We start from the raw sequence: 20,476 nt of genomic DNA, 5'->3' as shown, positions 1-20,476 counted from the left end.
GGCTAGTCCCGCTTAAACAGATCCCTCGTGTACACCTTGTTCGCCACGTCCGCGAGTTCGTCGCTCCAGCGGTTGGCCACGATCACGTCGCAGCCGGCCTTGAAGGCCTCCAGGTCGTGGGTCACCTCAGAGCCGAAGAACTCCGGCGCGTCCAGCGTGGGCTCATAGACCACCACGGGCACGCCCTTGGCCTTCACGCGCTTCATGACGCCCTGGATGGAGCTCGCGCGGAAGTTGTCGGAGTTCGACTTCATCGTCAGGCGGTACACGCCCACGACCGGTTTCTCCTTGCCGGCGTACACGCGGTCCCACACCATCTGCAGCACCTCGTCGGCCACGAAGTCCTTGCGGGTGCGGTTGGCGTCCACGATGGCCTCGATCAGGTTCTGTGGCACGTCCTTGTAGTTGGCCAGCAGCTGCTTGGTGTCCTTGGGCAGGCAGTAGCCGCCGTAGCCGAAGCTGGGGTTGTTGTAGTGGCTTCCGATGCGCGGCTCCAGGCAAACGCCGTCGATGACATCGCGGGTGTTGAGGCCTCGCACCTCGCAGTAGGTGTCGAGCTCGTTGAAGTAGGCCACGCGCAGCGCCAGGTAGGTGTTGGCGAAGAACTTCACGGCCTCGGCCTCGGTGGTGCCCAGCACCAACTCCGGGATGCCCACGGTGCCGTCGGCGTTCACGCGCTCCAGCTCGGCGGGGTCGGCGCCCTGCGCGAGCAGGGCGGCGAAGCGCTCGGCGGCCGCGACGGCGTCAGCGTCGTCCTTGGGCGCGCCCACCACGATGCGGCTGGGGTGCAGGTTGTCATAGAGTGCCTTGCTCTCGCGCAGGAACTCGGGGCTGAAGAAGATCTTGCTGTCGCCCAGCCTCTCGCGAAGGCCCGCGGTGTAGCCCACGGGGATCGTAGACTTGATGACGATCCAGGCGTCCGGGTTCACCGAGCGCACGGCGGCGATGGCGGCCTCGACGGAGGAAGTGTCGAAGAAGTTCTTATCGGAGTCGTAGTTGGTGGGCGTGGCGATGACGGCGTAGTCGGCGCCCGTGTATGCATCTGCAACGTCGACGGTGGCGTGCAGGTCGAGCTCGCACTCCCCCGCCTTGGCCCCCGCCAGGAAGCGCTCGATCTCGTCGTCCTGGATGGGCGACACGAAGTTGTTGATCTTCTCGACCTTCTCGGGCACGATGTCCAGCGCGTGCACCTCGTTGTGCTGCGAAAGCAGGACGGCGAGGGACAGACCGACGTAGCCGGTACCGGCGACAGCAATTTTTAATTTTTCAGTCATAAAACGACTCCTCAGAAGAATTGAAGTTACGGTTCATAACTCGTTGCTAAGATTTACTTTTCTAAGATTTACTTTTCCTAAAGAATCCAAATGCTTCGGTAACGCAGGCACTCGGCGACGCAAAGAAAGCCTTGATCGCGTAGCCGAACGCATCCATATATCGTCGGCTACGCTTCATTGCAAATGCCAGGACGGCGTTATGTCGAAACTCTATATAGTTAATATCTTTCTTATCGAGCTGTGGGTAATAACTTTGAACGACTTTGTGTCTCGCCACTTCGCCTTCGATCTTGTTGTTTCCCAGGGAAAGGCGCTCGCCAGAATGCAAATACTGATGCACATGGACTTCTGGCATATAGCCAATACGTGCACCGGCTTCAATACAACGAAGCATTAGCCACCAGTCTTGGCCCGTGGCAACTTCGCCGAATCCCTCGGTCACGTCAAACAGACTCTTCTTTAGCATGTAGATTGATGTGGGTGCTATTGGCGTTAATAGATGTGCTCTGAGCAAACCCTGTTTTGAGAAATCATCACAATGATTGAGCCGGCGATGCTCCACGAGTTTACCTGACTCGTTATACCAAGAGACATCCTGCCAGCACATATCGAGGCCATTTTCCAGCATATAGACAAGCTGCGTTTCGACCTTATCTGAGAGAAACTCATCATCATCATCAAGAAATGCCAGGTAATCGCCCATCGCTTGACGACATGCATAATTACGCGCGGAACCTCCGCCCGTACGACCAGCAGTATGGATAGTCCTTAGACGCGAATCTTCGTATGCTGAAAGTACTTTGTTTGTTTCCTTGTCCCACTCGGAATTCACTTCATTGTCGTTAACGACAATAATTTCCAGGTTCTTATATGACTGATTCGAAATAGAACTTAAAGCTTTTGCCAGCCGATCTGCCCTTTTATAGGTTGGGACAATAACGCTAACCAGAGGTCCATTCTCAATAGCCATCTATCGCCCCGTCCTCTTCTTGCCAAACATGGCACCAAAAGTGCCTGTGAAGCACTTCCAGTCCATACGAAAGCAGCGATTGCGCACGTAATGAAGTTCAATTATTTGACGCAGTCCGCTCTCGAAGGTCGCAGCGTTGCGGTCAGTCGCCTGCCACAGGCCCGTAATGCCGGGCTGGACAGAAAGCAGTTCAGCCTTTTCCTCATCGGAAAAGTGCTGCTCAAGTTCGTCTCTTGTAATGGGGCGAGGTCCGATGACGGAAAGGTCGCCGTTCAGCACGCTCAGGAACTGCGGCATCTCATCAATGGAGCACTTGCGGATGAACTGACCGATTTTGGTAATGCGAGGATCATCGTCGACCTTGCGCTCGACTTCCCACTGATGTAGCTGCTCAGGGCTCAGATACTTCTATACATCGCCAGCGTCGGCGACCATGCTGCGAAGCTTAAGGATCTTGATAGTCTTGCCGCCCTTGCCGACGCGCTCCTGTGCATACAACGGATTTCCGGGAGATTCAAGGGAAATAAACGCGCAAACAATAGACACTGGAATTATCAGCACCACGCTCACACAAAGGCTGAACACGAAATCGAACAGCCTCTTCAAGAAACGGTAGACCAACGTACCGCTCGGTTGTATCTTCCGAATAGTTAGCGTCTCCCCCATGGATGCTCTGCTTTCAGTCTTCTCTTCAACAGTCAAGTTCAAATCCACGTCCCTGTCCCCAGGGATCCCCCAATCGATGAATTCAAATGCGAATGAATTGCCAGTGCGACGTCCCCTTACGTCTTACTGGGTACGTCCAACGGAAGCAGCTCCCTAAAAGCAGAGTCGCCTTCGCCCACGTCTACCAGGCACCAGCGCTTATGACGGTCGATCTTCTTTACACGGGCCTCTTGCCCCACCAAGGGCCCTTGCTCTATATGCAGCACGCCGTCTTCTATGCGGGCTACGCTGTTGCGCACCACGCCGTCGTCGTCGAGCACGCTGCGATACCAGTCCTGCGCATCGTCCGGCATGGGCGCATAGGCCCGCTCTCTGCTGCCGGCAATGCGGCAGCCAAAGCTCAACTGGGCCAAAGCCCTATCGAGCAGGGCGGCATCGCGAGTGGCGACGAAGAAGTATTCCTTGTACATTGGTTTGGTTTGGAGCGACCAGGCGCCGTCCCGCTTAAACCAGAACTCCTTTTGCATAACAAAAGCGTCCTGCATCAGCTCGTGCGGGATAATGCGGCGGACCTTTTCGCAGGTCTCGCGCTCTTTACCGTTGGGGGTGTGAACCAGATACCAGCGGACGCGGCCATGCTGGCTGTTGGTAGTGGCGCCACTAAAGGCACCGGGCAGCTGCTCTTGGCGCCGCATTGTCTGTTCCATCTCTCGCCCCCCTTAACTTGCATCCGCGACGCACGCGGATGCAGGGGCGTTAAGAACAGGCTTCTCGCTCGCAGCTAGGCGCAGTCGCAAAAGTACAGGTTTTTGTATCTTTCGACGGGGTTCATTATACGAGCAAACTGCTCGCGTTTTCCCAGATTGCACAAAATGCGCCGCGAATGGGTGCATCTCCATACGCCTCTACAAAAACCTGTACCTTTTTGCACAACAAAAAAGCCGCTCTAACCAGCGGCTTTTCTTCTATAGACAACAAAAAAGGCGACCGCCCGCGAGGACGATCGCCTTTGTAAATTCTTGTATTGTTTGTGCTAGGCGCGAGTCTTGATCTCCTCGAGCACCTTGGCCACAAACTCGTCAACGCTCATCTGAACGGTCTCGTTGGAACGGTCGCGGACGGAGATGTTGCCGGCCTCGACCTCCTTCTCGCCCAGGATGAGCATATAGGGCACGCGGTCGATGCTGCGGGCCTCGCGGATCTTGTAGCCGATCTTCTCGTCGCGGTCGTCGCAGACCACGCGAATGCCGGCCTCCTCCAGCTTGGCGCACACCTCGTGGGCGTAGTCGCGACTCTTCTCGGAAACCGGAAGCGCCTTGACCTGCACGGGAGCCAGCCAGGTGGGGAACTTGCCCGCAAAGTGCTCAATCAAAATACCGATAAAGCGCTCGATGGAGCCAAAGCACACGCGGTGCAGCATGATGGGGCGCTTCTTGGTGCCGTCGGCGTCCACGTACTCCAGGTCAAAGTTGAGCGGCATCTGGAAGTCGAGCTGGACGGTGCCGCACTGCCAGGTGCGGCCGAGCGAGTCCTCCAGGTGGAAGTCGATCTTGGGGCCATAGAAGGCGCCGTCGCCCTCGTTGACCTCGTAGTCCATGCCCAGCTTCTCCAGAGCGGTGCGCAGTCCCTCCTCGGCGCGCGCCCAGTCTTCGTCCGAACCCATGGAGTCATCGGGGCGGGTGGAAAGCTCAACGTGGTACTTAAAGCCAAACTTCTGGTACACGGAGTCGATAAGGTTGACCACGCCCACGATCTCGTCGGTCAGCTGGTCGGGACGCACAAACAGGTGGGCGTCGTCCTGGTTAAAGCAGCGCACGCGGAACAGGCCGTGCAGGGCGCCGCGCAGCTCGTGGCGGTGCACCAGGCCAATCTCGCCGGCGCGGATGGGCAGCTCGCGATAGGAGTGCGGCTTGGAGGCGTACACCAGCACGCCGCCCGGGCAGTTCATGGGCTTAATGCAGTACTCTTCGTCGTCAATGACGGTGGAGTACATGTTGTCCTTGTAGTGGTCCCAGTGGCCCGAGGTCTTCCACAGCTGCTTGTTCATGATGAGCGGGGTGGAGATCTCCACGTAGCCGGCCTTGTGGTGGATCTCGCGCCAGTAGTCCAGCAGCGTGTTCTTAAGGATCATGCCGTTGGGCAGGAAGAACGGGAAGCCGGGAGCCTCGTCGCGCATCATAAAGAGGTCCATCTCGCGGCCGATCTTGCGGTGATCGCGCTTCTTGGCCTCCTCCAGCATGTGCATGTGCTCGTCGAGCTCTTCCTTGGTGGCAAAGGCGACGCCGTTGATGCGGGTGAGCATCTTGTTGTCCTTGTCGCCCTTCCAGTAGGCGCCCGAGACGCCGGTGAGCTTAAAGGCCTTCAGCGCCTTGGTGTAGCAGATGTGGGGGCCGACGCACATGTCGATGTAGTCGCCCTGCTGGTAGAAGGTGATGCGGGCGTCGTCGTCCAGGTCGCCGATGTGCTCGACCTTGTACTTCTCGCCGCGCTCCTCCATAAGGGCGATGGCCTCGGCGCGGGGCTTCTCGTACACGGTGAACTTGATGTTCTCCTTGACGATCTTCTTCATCTCGGCCTCAATCGCGGGGAAGTCGTCCTCGCTGATCTTGACGCCCTCGGGCAGGTCGACGTCGTAGTAAAAACCGTTGTCGGTCGCGGGGCCGTAGGCAAAGTCGGCCTCGGGATAGAGACGCTTGATGGCCTGCGCCATGATGTGCGCGGCGGAGTGGCGGATGACGTGCGTGACCTCGTCCTGCGGAAGCTCGGCCACCGAACCGTCATTGTAGAGTGCCTTCATGGGTATGTTTTCTCCTCTCGGATGCCTGATGCAAGTGCGTGCGATGCGCTCGGCGTTTTTGACTTGCATCATTATAGGCAGGTTGCCTTGGTATACAAGCGCCCGCCGCACCTTAATGGCACGGCGGGCGATTTTCTACGCATGCTTCATCGTGTGGGGGTGGGTGCCTGCGGGGCGCGCGTGGCTTGCGGCCGGCCCGACGATGGATGCGTTACTGGATGCGAGTTCGGCAGTAGGGGCAGACCTTCCAGTGCGCATCGAGCGGGCGATGGCAGCTGGGGCACACGTTGCGAACCTGGGTGTCGCACACGGGGCAGACGACAAAGTCCTTTTCGATGGGGGCGCCGCACTGCGGGCAAGTGCCGTACTGGGCAAGCTGGCGCTCGCGCAGGGCCATGTCCAGCTCCTGCTCCTCGCGGTCGGCCGCGTAGGAGTGCGGGCGCAGGACCAGGTAGGCGATGAGACCCACAAACGGGATGAGGGCGATGATGCCCCATGCCACGTAGGCGCTGGCGCCGCGGCGGCGAGCGTCAATGAACACATAGACGACCGACAGCACGTACAGGGCGATGATAAAGCCAACAAAGGCATAGATGACGCCCATAAGCTGCGGCGACATGAGCTCGGAGATGTACTTGGACATTGAGGTGTACCTTTCGGAATATTTACAGTCTGGTCAAGTTTACCACGGGGTTTGTTTATATGGGGCTACGGTTGCAAGCGGGGCCGGTGCGGACACAAACATCTCAATCTGTAACAGGTAGAGGCGAAATCCGGGTCTAGATGTTACAGGTCGAGACACAGGGGGTCCCTCCCCGACTTCAATCTCGATCTGTAACATCTTGGGTCCCAAAACCCCTCTTACTGTTACAGATCGAGACATTCAAAATCCGTCGGAAGGTTTGTCTTGATCTGTAACATCTAGAACCCAAATCCTCAGCTAACTGTTACAGATTGAGACAAAAGAAAACGTCCAGGCCGAATGTCTCAATCCGTAACAGTTACTCGGCAAAAACAGTCCCAGATGTTACAGATTCAGACAAACCATTCTCTACCCGACTTAAATCTCAATCTGTAACAACAACTCGGCAAAAACAGTCTCAGATGTTACAGATTTAGACAAACTATTCTCTCCCCGGCTTAAATCTCAATTTGAAACATCTAAAACCCAAAAACAGTTCTAACTGTTACAGATCGAGACAACCAGAATCCGTCGGAAAGTTTGTCTCAACCTGTAACAGAAAGGACCCAAAAAAACCTGCCAGCTATTACAGATCGAGACATACGAATAACCCGACGGGCTAACATCTCAATCTGTATCAGATGGCGGCGCAGACCGCGAGTTTGGGTGGAAGGATCTCACGGTCTAACGTGGCCGGCATCCGTGCTGGGCCGGCCCTCGCCTGCCGTTGGCGGGTGTTGCGGGGCTGTTCGCCGCATTGCCGCTGCACTGGGGGTGTGCAGACCGTAGGATAGTCCTATTGACAGCCTGTCAACTTGTCTGGGAGGCACTGTGATGGAAACGTTTGATATCGCAATTGTGGGCGCGGGCATCACGGGATGCGCCATCGCGCGGCAGCTTGCGCGTTTTGACATGTCCATTTGTGTGGTCGAAGCGGCCAACGATATCGCGCTGGGCGCCTCGAAGGCCAACGGCGGCCTGGTGCACGCCGGCTACGATCCAACTCCGGGCACGGTCAAGGCGCAGGTCAACGCCCGTGGTTGCGAGCTATATGGCACGTGGGCCCAGGAGCTAGGCTTTTTGTTCCGCCGCACCGGGTCGATGGTGCTGGGTTTCAACGACGAAGACCGCGCGCACCTGGAGAAGCTGCGCCAGAATGGCCTGGCCAACGGCGTGCCCGCGCTGTCGATTATCGGCCCCGAGCACATCCACGAGCTGGAACCGCGAGCGAGCGCCGAGGCAACGAGCGCGCTGTGGTGCCCTTCGACCGGTTACGTCGACCCGTTTGAAGTGGCCATCGCCGCGTTGGAGAACGCCGTTGCCAACGGCGTGACGTTTATGCGCTCCGCGCCGGTGGAGGCCATTGAGGTTGCCGACTCGGATGACGGAGCCGCGCGCTTTACGCTGGCAACGCCCGCCGGCGACGTGCATTGCCACTACCTGATTAACGCCGCGGGCAACGGTGCCGCAGACATCTCGCATATGGCGGGCGCCGAGGAGTTCCAGATGGTCTGGCGCCAGGGCAATATTGTGGTGCTGGACAAGGAGTCGCGTACGCTCATGCCGCTCTACCCTGTTCCCACGACGGTGTCCAAGGGCGTCATCGTGACGGGGACCGTTCATGGCAACACCGTGATTACCGCGACGGTCGCCGTGCGCGAGCCCGGCGACACGCAGACCTACGCGACCGATGTCAACGCGCTCCTGACCGGTGCGCGCAAGCTGGTGCCCGATCTGGACACGCGCCGCGTGGTGCGCGCGTTTGCTGGCGGGCGTCCGGTCATTCAGGGGACGAACGACTTCTTTATTGGGCAGTCGGCCGTGGTGCCGGGGTTGTTCCAGGCGGCGGGCATTCAGTCGCCGGGCGTGGCGAGCGCGCCGGCCATTGCCGAGCGCATGGAGCAGGTGCTGCGCGATGCCGGCGCGGCCCTACGCGAACGGGACGATTGGGACCCGATTCGCCACGCACCGGACGACTTTGACCGTGCGCCGCTTACACGCAAGGAAGAGCTGATCAAGTCCGATCCCGCGTGGGGACAAATCGTCTGCCGCTGCGAGACGGTGCCCGAGGCCGAGATCGTGGCCGCAATCCGACGCCGCCCGGGCGCGGTTTCGGTCGAGGGTATCAAGCGCCGCTGTCGTGCCGGCATGGGTCGGTGCCAGAGCGGCTTTTGCCAGAGCCGCGTGGTAGCGATCCTGGCGCGCGAACTGGGCTGCGACCCCAGCGAGGTGTTGTTGGAGGATGCCGGATCCTGGTTGGTCGAGGGACCGCTAAAGGGGGTGCGCTAGGATGGCGACGACTCTGAATATGGTTGCTGGGCGAGATACCGCGGTTGCAGCTGCGGGCGATGCCGTACCCACGCAGGCGTTCGACGTGGTCGTTATCGGCGGCGGACCTGCCGGCATGGCAGCCGCGCTTGCCGCGCATAAGGGCGGGGCGCGCGTGGCCATCGTGGAACGTGAGCAGCATCTGGGCGGCATTCTGCGCCAGTGCATCCATCCCGGTTTTGGCCTTTCGCACTTTAAGCAGGAGCTCACCGGCCCCGAGTATGCGCAGCGCTTTATCGACCAGGTTCGCGCAACCGACATTGCGCTGTTCTTGGACAGCATGGTGCTTGGGATTGATTCGGGCGAGTCCACGGAAGACGCCGCACTTCACACCGTCACGCTCATGAGCCCCGCCAGCATGTTGCAGCTCACCGGGCGCGCCGTCGTCCTTGCCATGGGATGCCGCGAGCGCACACGCAGCGAGATCAAGATTCCCGGCAGCCGACCCGCCGGCGTGTTTACGGCCGGCCTGGCGCAGCGATACATCAATATCGAGAACCTCAAACCCGGCTCGCGCGCCGTCATTTTGGGCTCGGGCGACATTGGGCTGATCATGGCGCGCCGCTGCACGCTCGAGGGGATTTCGGTCGAGGGCGTGTACGAGCTCATGCCGTACGCCAACGGCCTGCGCCGCAACGTCAAGAACTGCCTGGACGACTTTGGCATTCCGCTGCACCTGTCCACCACCGTCACACGTGTGATTGGGCACGACCGCGTTGAGGCCGTCGAAGTGAGCAAGGTCGACGAGCACCTGGCACCCATTGCCGGGACGGAGCGCGTTGTTCCGTGCGACACGTTACTGCTTTCGGTTGGCCTGATTCCCGAGAACGAGCTTTCGGTTGCCGCGGGCGTTGAACTTGACCCACGCACGCGCGGCGCCGTGGTGGACCAGAGCCTGCAAACAAGCGTGCTAGGCATCTTTGCCTGCGGCAACGTACTGCACGTGCACGACCTGGCCGACAACGTGACGACCGAGTCTGAACGTGCTGGTACGGCTGCGGCGGCGTACGCGCTGGGTTGTGGGGCTGGGGCAGACGCGGACGCTATAGACCCGGGCTGCCAACTCACAGTCTCCCCCGCCGGTATCGCGGGCTACGCGCTGCCGGGACGCATTACGGCTGTGGCGCTCACCAAACTCAACTTCCGCGTACGCCGGCCGGTCGATGCCGCCCGCGTGCGCATTCTGGCAGGCGGCGAGGAACTGTTTGCAGGCAAGGTCCGCCCGTTCAAACCGAGCGTTATGGAAAGCTTCCCGCTGCCGGCAAAGGTGATTCAGCGCGCACTCGACCTAGGTGCCAGCGAAATTGTTCTTTCCGTCGATCCCGTTGAGGAGGCGTAAGGCCATGAGCATAAACGCGATCGAAACGCTGCAGTTCAACTGCACCACCTGCCCATCCGAGTGCCTCCTGACCGTAGAGGTAGAGCGTGACGCAGACGGCGCCGTGGTAGAGGTGCGCTCCGTGACCGGCAACAGCTGCCCGCGCGGCGATACGTTCGCGCATCAGGAGCTCACCTGCCCTATGCGCGTGCTCACCACCACCGTGGCCGCATCCGGCGGCGACGAGGCGCTGCTGCCCGTACGCACGGCCGAAGCCATCCCGCTGGCACTCCACGCCCAGGCGATGGACCTCATCCGCGGTCTGGTCGTCGACGCCCCCATCCACATGGGCGACGTCGTGCTGAAAGACCTCCTCAACACGGGCATCGACCTCATCGCCAGCATGGACATCGACCCAACCTAAGCAGCTCATTTGGGACGGGGCTCTTTTACCTACCCCGCCATCCACCCCGCCCCTCCTCAATTGCGGTGAAATAGCTCCTGATTTCCGCCAAAACCCCGGCATCCAGGAACTATTCCACCGCAACTTGCCTTGGGATCGGTATTTAGCTTGTGCCTACTTTAGTGCCATTTCAAAACTATGCCGGATTACGGGGCTGATTCGGAGACCCCCATCCATACCGGCAATTTTCGATTTTTGATAAGCCTTCTACCTGCGGTTTTAATCTCGCGATTTTTCCCATGGTCAAGTAATACAGGTCCAGCCCCGTAATCCGCCATAGTTTTGCTAGCAGCCCATTTGGGACGGGCCTCTTCTGACTCCTTTTTCCTGCACGCTTGCCAGGCTGGCCATGCCAAGGAGTGTCCCGAAGTGCCGGTATAAAAGGAACGTCCCTAGCTGCCAAGCATGGGATACCATGGTGGCAACCTAGCGAAAGGATGTTTCATGGCACATGTCGATAACCAGCGTGTGGCGCGCGTGCTCGATGCGCTCGAGGCTCAGCACCCCGGCGCGCAGTTGCTTGTAAACGACCCGTGGTCGATTTATTACCTGACCGGCTTTTATGCCGATATGTTCGAACGTTTTTGCGGCGTACTGCTCGCACGCGGTAGCGAGCCCGTGATCTTGGTCAACGCTCTGCATCAGCTGCCCGAGTATGACAATGCCCGCGTCGCCTATCACACCGATACCGACGTCGTGACCGACGCCATCACACGCGAGGTCAATCCTGCCAAGCCCCTCGGCATCGATACCGTCATGCGCTCCGGCTTTTTGATGCCGCTCATGGAGCGCCACGCCGCCAGCGAGTTTTTCCTGGGCGACTTTGCCGTCACCGCCGCACGCACCCACAAGGACGAAGCCGAGCAGGAACTCATGCGCGCGTCCTCGGCCGCCAACGACGCCGTGATGGCCGACGCCATCAAGCTCGTTCACGAGGGCGTGACGGAGCGCGAAATTGCCGACCAGATGCTCGGCCTGTATCGCAAGCACGGCTGTGAGGGCTTTAGCTTTCCGCCCATCGTAAGCTTTGGCGCCAACGCCGGCGACCCGCACCACGAGCCCGACGACACCGTACTCAAGCGCGGCGACGTGGTGCTGTTCGACATTGGCGGGCGTCATCGCAACTACTGCTCGGACATGACACGCACGTTCTTTTGGGGCGAGCCGGACGAGGAGACTGTACGCATCTACGACATCGTGCGCCGCGCCAACGAGGCTGCCGAGGCACTCATCGCACCGGGCGTGCGCATGTGCGACCTGGACCGCGCCGCGCGAGACGTGATTGAGGATGCGGGCTATGGACAGTACTTTACGCACCGCCTGGGGCACTCGATCGGTCTGCAGGACCACGAGCCGGGCGATGTCTCGCTCGTTAACGAGCAGGTCGTAGAGCCAGGCATGACGTTCTCTATCGAGCCGGGCATCTACCTCCCCGGCCGCACCGGCGTCCGCATCGAGGACCTTGCCCTGGTTACCGAGTCCGGCGTCGAGATCCTCAACGCCTACCCCCACGATCCAGTCCGCCTAGACTAGGCACGCAACCAAAGCTCCCCTAGAAGTTGCGGTGGAATAGTTCCTGGATGGGCTGCTAGAACCCAAAAATAAGAACTATTTCACCGCAACTGATGAGGGGATGGGTTAACGGAGCAGGGCGGGCTAGCGCAGCAGCCCCGCCACTTCGCCGGCTAGGGTGATGGTGCCGGCGGCTACGAAGGGCTCGCCCGCGGCCTCGAAAGCTGCAAGGGCCTCGGACACGCTGGGGTACACGCCCGCGAGCTTATCGGCGTCCACCAGGGCAGCGAGCTCCTCTGCCGGCAGGGCGCGATCGGAATCGGTTTGCGTCACGACCACACGGGGGAACGCCGGAACAAGCACGTCGACGATGCCCGCCACGTCCTTATCGGCCAGCGCGGCGCACAGCAACGTAGGGCGATTCTCTACGCACGGATCAATCTCGTCCAGTGCGCTCACAAAGTTCTCGCAGCTCTGAGGGTTATGGCAGGCGTCAATCAGCTTGAGTGGATCGGTTCCCAGCACATCAAAGCGACCCGGCGTGGGGCAGCCCATAAGCGAAGCGTCGAGCGCATCGTGGTCGAGCTCGCGGCCCAGATACCCCTCGCACAGCATAATCGCGCACGCGGCATTCTGCGGCTGATACGCCGGTTTAACCATCCTCGACGTATAGATCGCGCGCGGCGTGGTGCAGCTGAACTCAACCGTGTCGCCCACATGCGCCGGCACCTTAGTCGTGACATGGTTCACCACGAGCGGCACCACACCGCACTCACGGCAACGGGCATCCATCACGCGCTGAACGCTCGCCTCATGCGTGCCCTCGCCCAGCACAACCAAGCGCCCGGGCTTGATGACCGCGGCCTTCTCCCCCGCAATGGCCTCGAGCGTGTCGCCCAAAATACGTGTATGGTCGAGGCCGATACCCGTAATGGCAACGGCGACGGGATCGGTCGCACTCGTGGCGTCCCACCGGCCGCCCATGCCGACCTCGAGCACGGCAACGTCCACCGCAGCCTCGGCAAACACCACCAGTGCGGCAGCCGTCAGCAGGTCAAACGGCGTGATGGTATAGGCGCGCTCCCCCGCCGCCACACGACGAGCATTCACGCGATGCCCCGCCTCGACAGCGGCAGAAACGCCACGGGCAAACGCCTCATCGCTCACGACGCGCCCATCGACCTCCATGCGCTCGGGATAGCGCACCAACTGCGGCGACGTATACAGCGCGGTCTTTAACCCCTCACCACGAAGGATGGCAGCCGAAAAACGCGTGGTCGAAGTCTTGCCATTGGTACCGGCAACCTGAATGCAATCGAAATACTCGTCCGGACGTCCCAGCTCATCGAGCATATCGACAACCGTCTCAAGCAGAGGACCAGCATCCCCAGAAATCCGCCCCGTATCAGCAGCAAGCCCCACAGCCTCGCCAAACGAAAGCAACTCAAACGAGAACGGCACAGAATACGACCCCGAACGCTTAGCCATAACCCAAAGTCCCCTCAACATAAAAAGAGGCCCGTAATAAACAACGAGCCCCTCCCATTCAAAATATCAGCCAAACACCGCTTTGCAGCGGAATCAAGGCCACAACCCAGTGGCCCTGACCAACCAGATGCAAACGACCACGTAAACGAACTAGGAGCGGCCCGATGCTTTGCTCGCCGCAAGTTCCGCACGCAAAGGACAGCACTTAATGTGCTGTCCGTCTTGCGCAGGACTGTCCGCAGCGGAGAGCAAAGCATCGGGACGCGCCCCCGAGTAAACCTTACGAGAAGTCAGCAACCTGAGCAGTCAGCGCCGCCAGGATCTCCTTGAGCTCAGCTGCACGGTCCCTCTTCTTCTGGACCACGGCAGGCGCGGCCTTAGCCACAAAGCCCTCGTTGGCAAGGGTCTTCTCGCAGCCGGCGAGCTCCTTCTGGGCCGCGGCAATCTCCTTCTCCAGGCGCGCCTTCTCGGCCGAAAGGTCAACCTTGCCCTCGAGCACCACAAAGACCTCGACGCCGCTGTCGACCACGGCGATGCTCGCAGCCGGCTTCTCGACATCGGTACCCATGACCAGCGAGGCAGTGTTTGCCAGCGGCTCGATGGTCGAGCGCAGGCTCTCAAGCTTCTCGATATCCTCGGCACCGGCACGCACGACCACGTCGAGCTCGGCCTTGGGGCTCAAGCGATAACGCGAACGCGTGGCGCGGGCGGCGGAAACGACGGTGCGGCACAGCTCAAACGCGCGCTCGGCGTCCTCGTCAATATACTTGGCGTAGTCGGCGGGCTCGGGCCACTTGGCGATCATGAGTGCCTCGGCGCGGTCCACGTTGCCCTCGGCGTCCAGGTCGAGCACGCTCGCCGGCATGTTGTCCCAGATCTCCTCGGTGACAAACGGCATGAGCGGGTGCATCAGGCGAATGGAGGTATCGAGCACAAAGATCAGGTTGCGCTGCGCCTGCAGACGGCCCTCGCCCTTCAGGCGGGCCTTGGTGACCTCGACGTACCAGTCGCAGACCTCGTTCCAGAAGAACTGCTGCACGCCGCGGGCCATGTCGCCAAAGGTGTAGTTCTCGATGCCCTCGGTGACCATTTTGACGGCCTTGGCCAGGCGGCTGAACATCCAGGCGTCTGCCGGTGTCTCCACGACGGGCTCGCCAGGCGTGTAACCCTCCATGTTCATAAGCAGGAAGCGGCTGGCGTTCCAGATCTTAGTCACAAACGACTTAGCCTGCTCGGTGCGCGGGCTGTCGATGAGCTTCTTGGTCTTCTTGTCGATGTTCGCATCGAACTTAACGTCCTGGTTGTTGGTGCACAGCGTGAGCAGGTTGAAGCGCATGGCGTCGGCACCGTACATGCCAATAAGGTCCATGGGGTCAACGCCGTTGCCCTTGGACTTGGACATGCGGCTGCCGTCCTTGGCCAGAATCGTCGGGTAAATGACGACGTCCTTAAACGGCACCTCGTCCAGGAAGTACAGCGAGCTCATGACCATGCGGGCGACCCACAGCGCGATGATGTCGCGCGCGGTGACGAGCGCCGTCGTGGGGTGATGGCCTTCGAGCAGCTCCGGCTTTTGCGGCCAGCCCTGCGTGGCAAAGGTCCACAGCTGCGAGCTGAACCAGGTGTCCAGCACGTTCTCGTCCTGATGCACGTGATGGCCGCCACACTTGGGGCACACGTCGGTGTCCTCGGTCAGGGCATCCTCCCAGCCGCAGTCCTCGCAGTAGAACACGGGGATGCGGTGACCCCACCACAGCTGGCGGCTGATGCACCAGTCCTTGAGGTTCTCCATCCAGGTGGTGTAGGTCTGCGTCCAGCGCGCGGGGTGGAAGGTGACCTTGCCGGAGTTGACGGCGTCGAGCGCCGGCCCCTTGAGCTTGTCGACGGCGACGAACCACTGCTCGGACAGCCACGGCTCCAGCGCGGCGTCGCAACGGTAGCAGTGCATGACGGAGTGGTCATGGTCCTCGACGTGATCGAGCAGGTCATGCTCCTCGAACCACTTGATGACGGCCTCGCGGCACTCCTCGCGGGTCATGCCGGTAAACTCGCCGTAGCCCTCGACGACCACCGCGTGCTCATCGAAGATATTGATCTGCGGCAGGTCGTGGGCCTGACCCATGGCGTAATCGTTAGGGTCGTGGGCCGGCGTGACCTTGACAAAGCCGGAGCCAAAGTTGGCGTCGACATGCCAATCCTCAAAGATGGGGATCTCGCGGTCGACGATGGGGAGCTTGACGGTCTTACCCACAAAGGCGGCCTTCTCGGGGTCCTTCGGGGAGACAGCCACGCCCGTGTCGCCGAGCATGGTCTCGGGGCGCGTGGTGGCGACGACGATGTAGTCCTGGCCGTTGACCGGCTCGGTCAGCGGGTAGCGCAGGTGCCACAGATGGCCCTTCTCGTCCTTGTACTCGGCCTCGTCGTCCGAGATAGCGGTGGTGCAGTTGGGGCACCAGTTGACGATGCGCTTGCCGCGATAGATCAGACCATCGTGGTACCAGTCACAGAAGACCTTGCGCACGGCCTGCGCGTAGTCCTCGTCCATGGTAAAGCGCTCGTTATCGAAGTCGACGGAGCAGCCCATGCGCTTAATCTGCTCGACGATGATGCCGCCGTACTCGTGGGTCCAATCCCAGCAGGCGTCGACAAACTTGTCGCGACCGATCTCCAGGCGACTGATGCCCTCCTCTTTAAGCTTCTTGTCGACCTTGGTCTGCGTGGCGATACCGGCGTGATCGGTTCCGAGCACCCAGCGCGTGGACTTGCCGCGCATGCGGGCCATACGGATGATGGCATCCTGAATGGAGTCGTCGGTGGCGTGACCCATGTGGAGCTTGCCGGTCACGTTGGGAGGCGGAATGGTGACGGTGCAGTCGCCCACGCCCTCGCGGCGCTTGTAGTAGCCGCCGTCGAGCCACTTCTGCAGGATCGCCGGCTCGTTGGTCGACGGATCGTAGTTCTTGGGCATCTCTTCCATATATCTCTCCCTGTCCCGCCGGGGAGGAATGTAGGCCCGATTTTCGCTCGGTCAGGTCCTGGGCTCGCTCGAAGACCACATTAAGTGGTCTTCGGCTCGTGCGGAATCTACGAAAATCGGGCCTACATTCCTCCCCTTAGGTATCGATTACTTCAGTCTGATATGACTTCGCTGAGGCTTAAACAAACACACAGAATAACACAGGTAGTTGGGGTTATTGCGCATATATAAAATAGCCTCCGACCGCGAATGGTCAGAGGCTATTTGCAAACACGTTTTAGGCTGGTTTAGCCGTAGATACGCTGGGGCTGCTCTTCGCCCTTTACGGAGGCTTCGGTCACGATGACCTTGGCGACGCCCTCCTCGCTGGGGAGGTCGAACATCGTCTGCTGCAGCACGTCCTCGCAGATGGAGCGCAGGCCGCGGGCGCCGGTCTTGCGGGCAAGCGCCATGCGGGCGATCTCGTGCAGGGCGGCGTCCTCAAACTCAAGCTCAACGTCCTCGAGCTGGAACATCTTGCGGTACTGACGCACCACGGCGTTCTTGGGCTCAGTCAGGATCGACACCAGGTCGTCCTCGTCGAGCGCCTGCGTCTGGGTGACGACAGGCGTACGTCCCACAAACTCGGGGATCATACCAAAGGCGTTGAGGTCCTGCGGGAGCACCTGGCGCAGCAGGTCGTTCTCGTCGACCGAGGTGGGACCGGCGATCTCGGAGTTAAAGCCCACGCCCTTGTTGCCCACGCGATCGGCGATAATCTTGTCCAGACCGACAAAGGCACCGCCGCAGATAAACAGGATGTTGGTCGTGTCAATCTGCAGCAGCTCCTGCTGGGGATGCTTGCGGCCGCCGGTGGGCGGAACGCTTGCCACCGTGCCCTCAAGGATCTTAAGCAGCGCTTGCTGAACGCCCTCGCCCGAAACGTCGCGGGTGATGGAGAGGTTCTCGGCCTTGCGGGCGATCTTGTCAATCTCGTCCACGTAGATGATGCCAACCTGTGCGCGCTCAATATCGCCATCGGCGGCGTTGATGAGCTTGAGCAGGATGTTCTCCACATCCTCGCCCACGTAACCGGCCTCGGTGAGCGCGGTGGCGTCGGCGATGGCAAACGGCACCTCGAGGATGCGCGCGAGCGTCTGGGCGAGCAGGGTCTTACCGGTACCGGTGGGACCGAGCAGCAAAATGTTGGACTTAGCGAGCTCCACCTCGTCCATATCATCGTCAAGCTGCGAGTCCAAACCGTCGTCAAAGGCCGAAAGCGCGGCACCGCCCTCGATCACGCGGCGGTAATGGTTGTACACGGCAACCGACATGGCGCGCTTGGCGTCCTCCTGGCCCATGACATAGGCCGAAAGCTCGTCATAGATCTCGTGCGGCGTCGGCACGTGCGTAATGACCTGGCGGGCGTCGTCCTCGAGCTCAAAGCCCTCGGCCTCGGGATCCATGGCAGGCTGGGACGCAGGCTGGCCGTGATCGTTGAGGAAGCCCGGCAGCTTGCCGTTGCGGGCAGCGTCCATAAAGTCCGAAGCCAGCGACTCCTCAAGGATCTCGGAGCAGGCGGCGACGCACTCATCGCAGATAAAGATGTTGGTCGGACCCTTAACAAGGCGGCGAACCTGCCCCTGCTCTTTTCCGCAGAAGGAGCAGCGGATGGGGTTGCCGTTCTCGTCAAAGTTGTCCTGCATGTTACCGGCCATCCTAGGCGTCCTTCGCGGCGAGATCGCGCGAGGTGACGATACGGTCGATCAGGCCGTAATCGAGGGCCTCGGCAGCGGTCAGGTAGTTGTCGCGCTCGGTATCGGCCTGGACCTTCTCGATAGGCTGGCCCGAGGCGTCGGACAGAATCTGGTTGAGCTCGCGGCGGGTCTTCTTGATCTCCTCGGCCACGATCTCAATCTCGGTCTGCTGACCCTGAGCACCGCCGCTGGGCTGGTGAATCATGACCTTGGAGTGCGGCAGGCAGAAGCGCTTGCCCTTGGCGCCGGCCGAAAGCAGCACGGCGGCCATAGACGCGGCCATACCGACGCAGATGGTAGAGACCTGCGGCTTGATAAAGTTCATGGTGTCAAGAATCGCCAGACCGGAGTAGACCTCGCCACCGGGCGAATTAATGTAGAGCGAGATATCCTTCTCGGCATCCTGGCTCTCAAGATGCAGCAGCTGGGCAACAACCAGGTTGGCGCTGACGGAGTTGATCTCCTCGCCCAAGAAGATGATGCGGTCGTTGAGCAGGCGCGAATAGATATCGTAGCTGCGCTCGCCGCGCGGTGTCTGCTCGATAACGTATGGCACGAGGGCGGAATCGAACTTAGCGATCATACGCATCTCCATTTCTCTCTTGCGGACCAAATTGGTTCTAGATAAACGTACGGTGCCCGCATGCTATGCATTGGCTGGCACCGTACGAAGCAACCGGATAACCGGTGTATAACTTTACCCCATCACGGGCACACGCATGCGCTCGTGGGCAATGTGGCGAGAATTACTCGGCGTCCTTGGCGGTCTCGTCGACCTCGGTCACCTTGGCGTTCTCGACCAGGTGGTCGACGGCCTTGGAGCGACGGATGGACTCGCGGACGGCAGGCATGCGGCCATCGGCGATGAACTCGGCCTTGGAAGCCTCGACGTCCTTGACGCCGGCCTTCTCGAACTCGGCGTTGATGTCGTCCTCGGTGACCTCGATCTTGAGCTCGCGGGCGAGGGCGTCGAGAGCCAGGGACTCGCGGGCGACGTCGTTGGCCTGCTTGTGCAGGTCGCCGATGAACTGCTCCATGGTCAGGCCGGAAGCGGGCAGCCAGGTGTCCAGCGTCATGCCACGGGCAGCGAGGTTGGACAGGAAGTTCTGGCCAAGCTCCTCAAAGACGGACTGCTCGTAGTCGGCGTCCATCTCGTCGAGCTGCAGGCGCTCGGCGAGAGCGGAGACGCAACGGTTCTCCTTCTCGGCCGGGAGGCGGGAAGCCTTGTCCTGCTCGATCTCGATCTTGATGGCGTCGCGCATGGCGTCGATGCTATCGAAACCAAAATCGGACTTGACGAGCTCGTCGGTGAGCTCGGGGGTGTTGCGGACCTTGATGCCCTTGACGGCGACCTCGACGGTATGGGCCTCGGCCTCCTCGCCCTCCTCGACCTCGTCGGTCCAGGTAACGGTCTTGACGTCGTCAACGTTAGCGCCGATCAGGGCCTCGTTGAACTCCTTGGGGTTGCTGTCGCTACCGGCGATGAGCATGCGGCCCTCGGCGGCAAAGTTGTCGGCGTTCTCGACGGCCTTGAGGTCGACGGTGACGTAGTCCTCGGCCTCGACGGCGCGACCCTCGACGTCCTCGAAGGTGGCACGGTAGTTGAGGAGCATCTCGACCTGGTTGTTGATCTCAGACTCGGTGACCTCTGCGGGAGGCATCTCGATCTCGACGGCGTCGAAGGAGGAGAGCTCGGCGGCAGGACGCAGGGAGAACTCGACGGTGTAGGTGTAGTCCTCGTGATCCTTGGCGAGGTCGAGCTCCTTGTAGTCACCGCTCTTGGTGGGGACGATGTCCAGCTCGTTGAGGACGGCGGGCTCGTTGGCGGCGATCAGGTCGTTGGTGGCCTGAGCGAGGGTAGCCTCGGCGCCAAGAGCAGAGTCGATGACCGGACGGGGAGCCTTACCGGCGCGGAAGCCCGGGAAGCGGTACTTCTTGGCGGTGTCCTTGTAGGCCTTCTTGATCGCGGCGTCGACGTCGGCGGCCGGGATGGTGACCGTAGCGGTGAGCTTGGCGTCCTTGACGTCAGAAGCGGTGATGTTCAACACGTTCCTCCTCATACTGCCCAGCTTATCTGAGGTGCTGGTACCTTTATGCAACAAGCGTCGCGAGGGCATAAGCCGACGCGGGTGCGTTGGTGCGGGCGAAAGGACTCGAACCTTCACGGGAATCCCACCAGAACCTAAATCTGGCGCGTCTACCAATTCCGCCACGCCCGCATGAGCGCACAGATTAGGAATGATAGCAGATACGAGCGGCAAGCGC

At 60.6% G+C, this 20,476-nt stretch carries 14 protein-coding genes, 1 tRNA gene and 1 pseudogene; 4 read left to right on the top strand and 12 right to left on the bottom strand.

Annotated elements, in window-relative coordinates; genetic code table 11:
- Positions 1 to 2 precede the first annotated feature (2 nt).
- The 6 genes and pseudogenes from DW823_RS03835 to DW823_RS03805 all read right to left on the bottom strand — a co-directional run bounded on the left by DW823_RS03835 (position 3) and on the right by DW823_RS03805 (position 6,350).
- On the bottom strand, positions 3 to 1,274 hold the full coding sequence (locus DW823_RS03835; RefSeq protein ID WP_118080466.1) for a nucleotide sugar dehydrogenase: 1,272 nt from the start codon (positions 1,272 to 1,274) through the stop codon (positions 3 to 5).
- A gap of 61 nt (positions 1,275 to 1,335) precedes the next feature.
- Positions 1,336 to 2,244, bottom strand: coding sequence for a glycosyltransferase family 2 protein (locus DW823_RS03830; RefSeq protein ID WP_118080463.1), 909 nt, complete (start codon positions 2,242 to 2,244; stop codon positions 1,336 to 1,338).
- Positions 2,245 to 2,910, bottom strand: a pseudogene (locus DW823_RS09905) (sugar transferase).
- A gap of 116 nt (positions 2,911 to 3,026) precedes the next feature.
- Positions 3,027 to 3,617, bottom strand: coding sequence for a hypothetical protein (locus DW823_RS03815; protein ID WP_118080457.1), 591 nt, complete (start codon positions 3,615 to 3,617; stop codon positions 3,027 to 3,029).
- A 326-nt stretch (positions 3,618 to 3,943) separates the two neighbouring features.
- Entirely contained in the window at positions 3,944 to 5,707 is a 1,764-nt protein-coding gene (gene thrS / locus DW823_RS03810) for a threonine--tRNA ligase (RefSeq protein WP_118080455.1), read from the bottom strand.
- A 211-nt stretch (positions 5,708 to 5,918) separates the two neighbouring features.
- Entirely contained in the window at positions 5,919 to 6,350 is a 432-nt protein-coding gene (locus DW823_RS03805; RefSeq protein WP_006234085.1) for a zinc ribbon domain-containing protein, read from the bottom strand.
- Positions 6,351 to 7,223: 873 nt separating this feature from the next.
- On the opposite strand from DW823_RS03805, the gene DW823_RS03800 reads away from it, so the two are divergent.
- The 4 genes from DW823_RS03800 to DW823_RS03785 all read left to right on the top strand — a co-directional run bounded on the left by DW823_RS03800 (position 7,224) and on the right by DW823_RS03785 (position 12,031).
- Positions 7,224 to 8,678, top strand: a complete 1,455-nt coding sequence (locus DW823_RS03800) for an NAD(P)/FAD-dependent oxidoreductase (protein ID WP_118080453.1) — start codon at positions 7,224 to 7,226, stop codon at positions 8,676 to 8,678.
- 19 nt (positions 8,679 to 8,697) lie between these two features.
- A complete protein-coding gene (locus DW823_RS03795) occupies positions 8,698 to 10,056 on the top strand; it encodes an NAD(P)/FAD-dependent oxidoreductase (protein ID WP_369831697.1) in 1,359 nt (452 codons plus the stop codon).
- 4 nt (positions 10,057 to 10,060) lie between these two features.
- A complete protein-coding gene (locus DW823_RS03790; RefSeq protein ID WP_118080449.1) occupies positions 10,061 to 10,459 on the top strand; it encodes a DUF1667 domain-containing protein in 399 nt (132 codons plus the stop codon).
- A 483-nt stretch (positions 10,460 to 10,942) separates the two neighbouring features.
- Complete coding sequence (locus tag DW823_RS03785) at positions 10,943 to 12,031, top strand: Xaa-Pro peptidase family protein (RefSeq protein ID WP_118080447.1); 1,089 nt, start codon at positions 10,943 to 10,945, stop codon at positions 12,029 to 12,031.
- 123 nt (positions 12,032 to 12,154) lie between these two features.
- Here the strand turns inward: DW823_RS03785 and DW823_RS03780 are convergent, their stop codons facing one another.
- The 6 genes from DW823_RS03780 to DW823_RS03755 form a co-directional block, all read right to left on the bottom strand.
- Positions 12,155 to 13,498, bottom strand: a complete 1,344-nt coding sequence (locus tag DW823_RS03780) for a folylpolyglutamate synthase/dihydrofolate synthase family protein (protein ID WP_118080444.1) — start codon at positions 13,496 to 13,498, stop codon at positions 12,155 to 12,157.
- A gap of 280 nt (positions 13,499 to 13,778) precedes the next feature.
- Positions 13,779 to 16,475: a valine--tRNA ligase gene (locus DW823_RS03775; protein WP_118080442.1), complete on the bottom strand. Its 2,697-nt coding sequence runs from the start codon at positions 16,473 to 16,475 to the stop codon at positions 13,779 to 13,781.
- A gap of 287 nt (positions 16,476 to 16,762) precedes the next feature.
- Positions 16,763 to 18,172: an ATP-dependent Clp protease ATP-binding subunit ClpX gene (clpX, locus tag DW823_RS03770; protein ID WP_118080440.1), complete on the bottom strand. Its 1,410-nt coding sequence runs from the start codon at positions 18,170 to 18,172 to the stop codon at positions 16,763 to 16,765.
- Between the two features lies 1 nt (position 18,173).
- Entirely contained in the window at positions 18,174 to 18,794 is a 621-nt protein-coding gene (locus tag DW823_RS03765) for an ATP-dependent Clp protease proteolytic subunit (protein WP_022095182.1), read from the bottom strand.
- A 163-nt stretch (positions 18,795 to 18,957) separates the two neighbouring features.
- Positions 18,958 to 20,259, bottom strand: coding sequence for a trigger factor (tig, locus tag DW823_RS03760; protein WP_158567258.1), 1,302 nt, complete (start codon positions 20,257 to 20,259; stop codon positions 18,958 to 18,960).
- An 87-nt stretch (positions 20,260 to 20,346) separates the two neighbouring features.
- Positions 20,347 to 20,430: transfer RNA gene (locus tag DW823_RS03755), tRNA-Leu, on the bottom strand.
- Positions 20,431 to 20,476: the final 46 nt, after the last annotated feature.

The organism is Collinsella sp. AM34-10 (assembly GCF_003469185.1).
Taxonomy (GTDB): domain Bacteria; phylum Actinomycetota; class Coriobacteriia; order Coriobacteriales; family Coriobacteriaceae; genus Collinsella.
The sequence above is the reverse complement of the archived record's forward strand: the minus strand, read 5'-3'. Positions and strand labels throughout refer to the sequence as shown.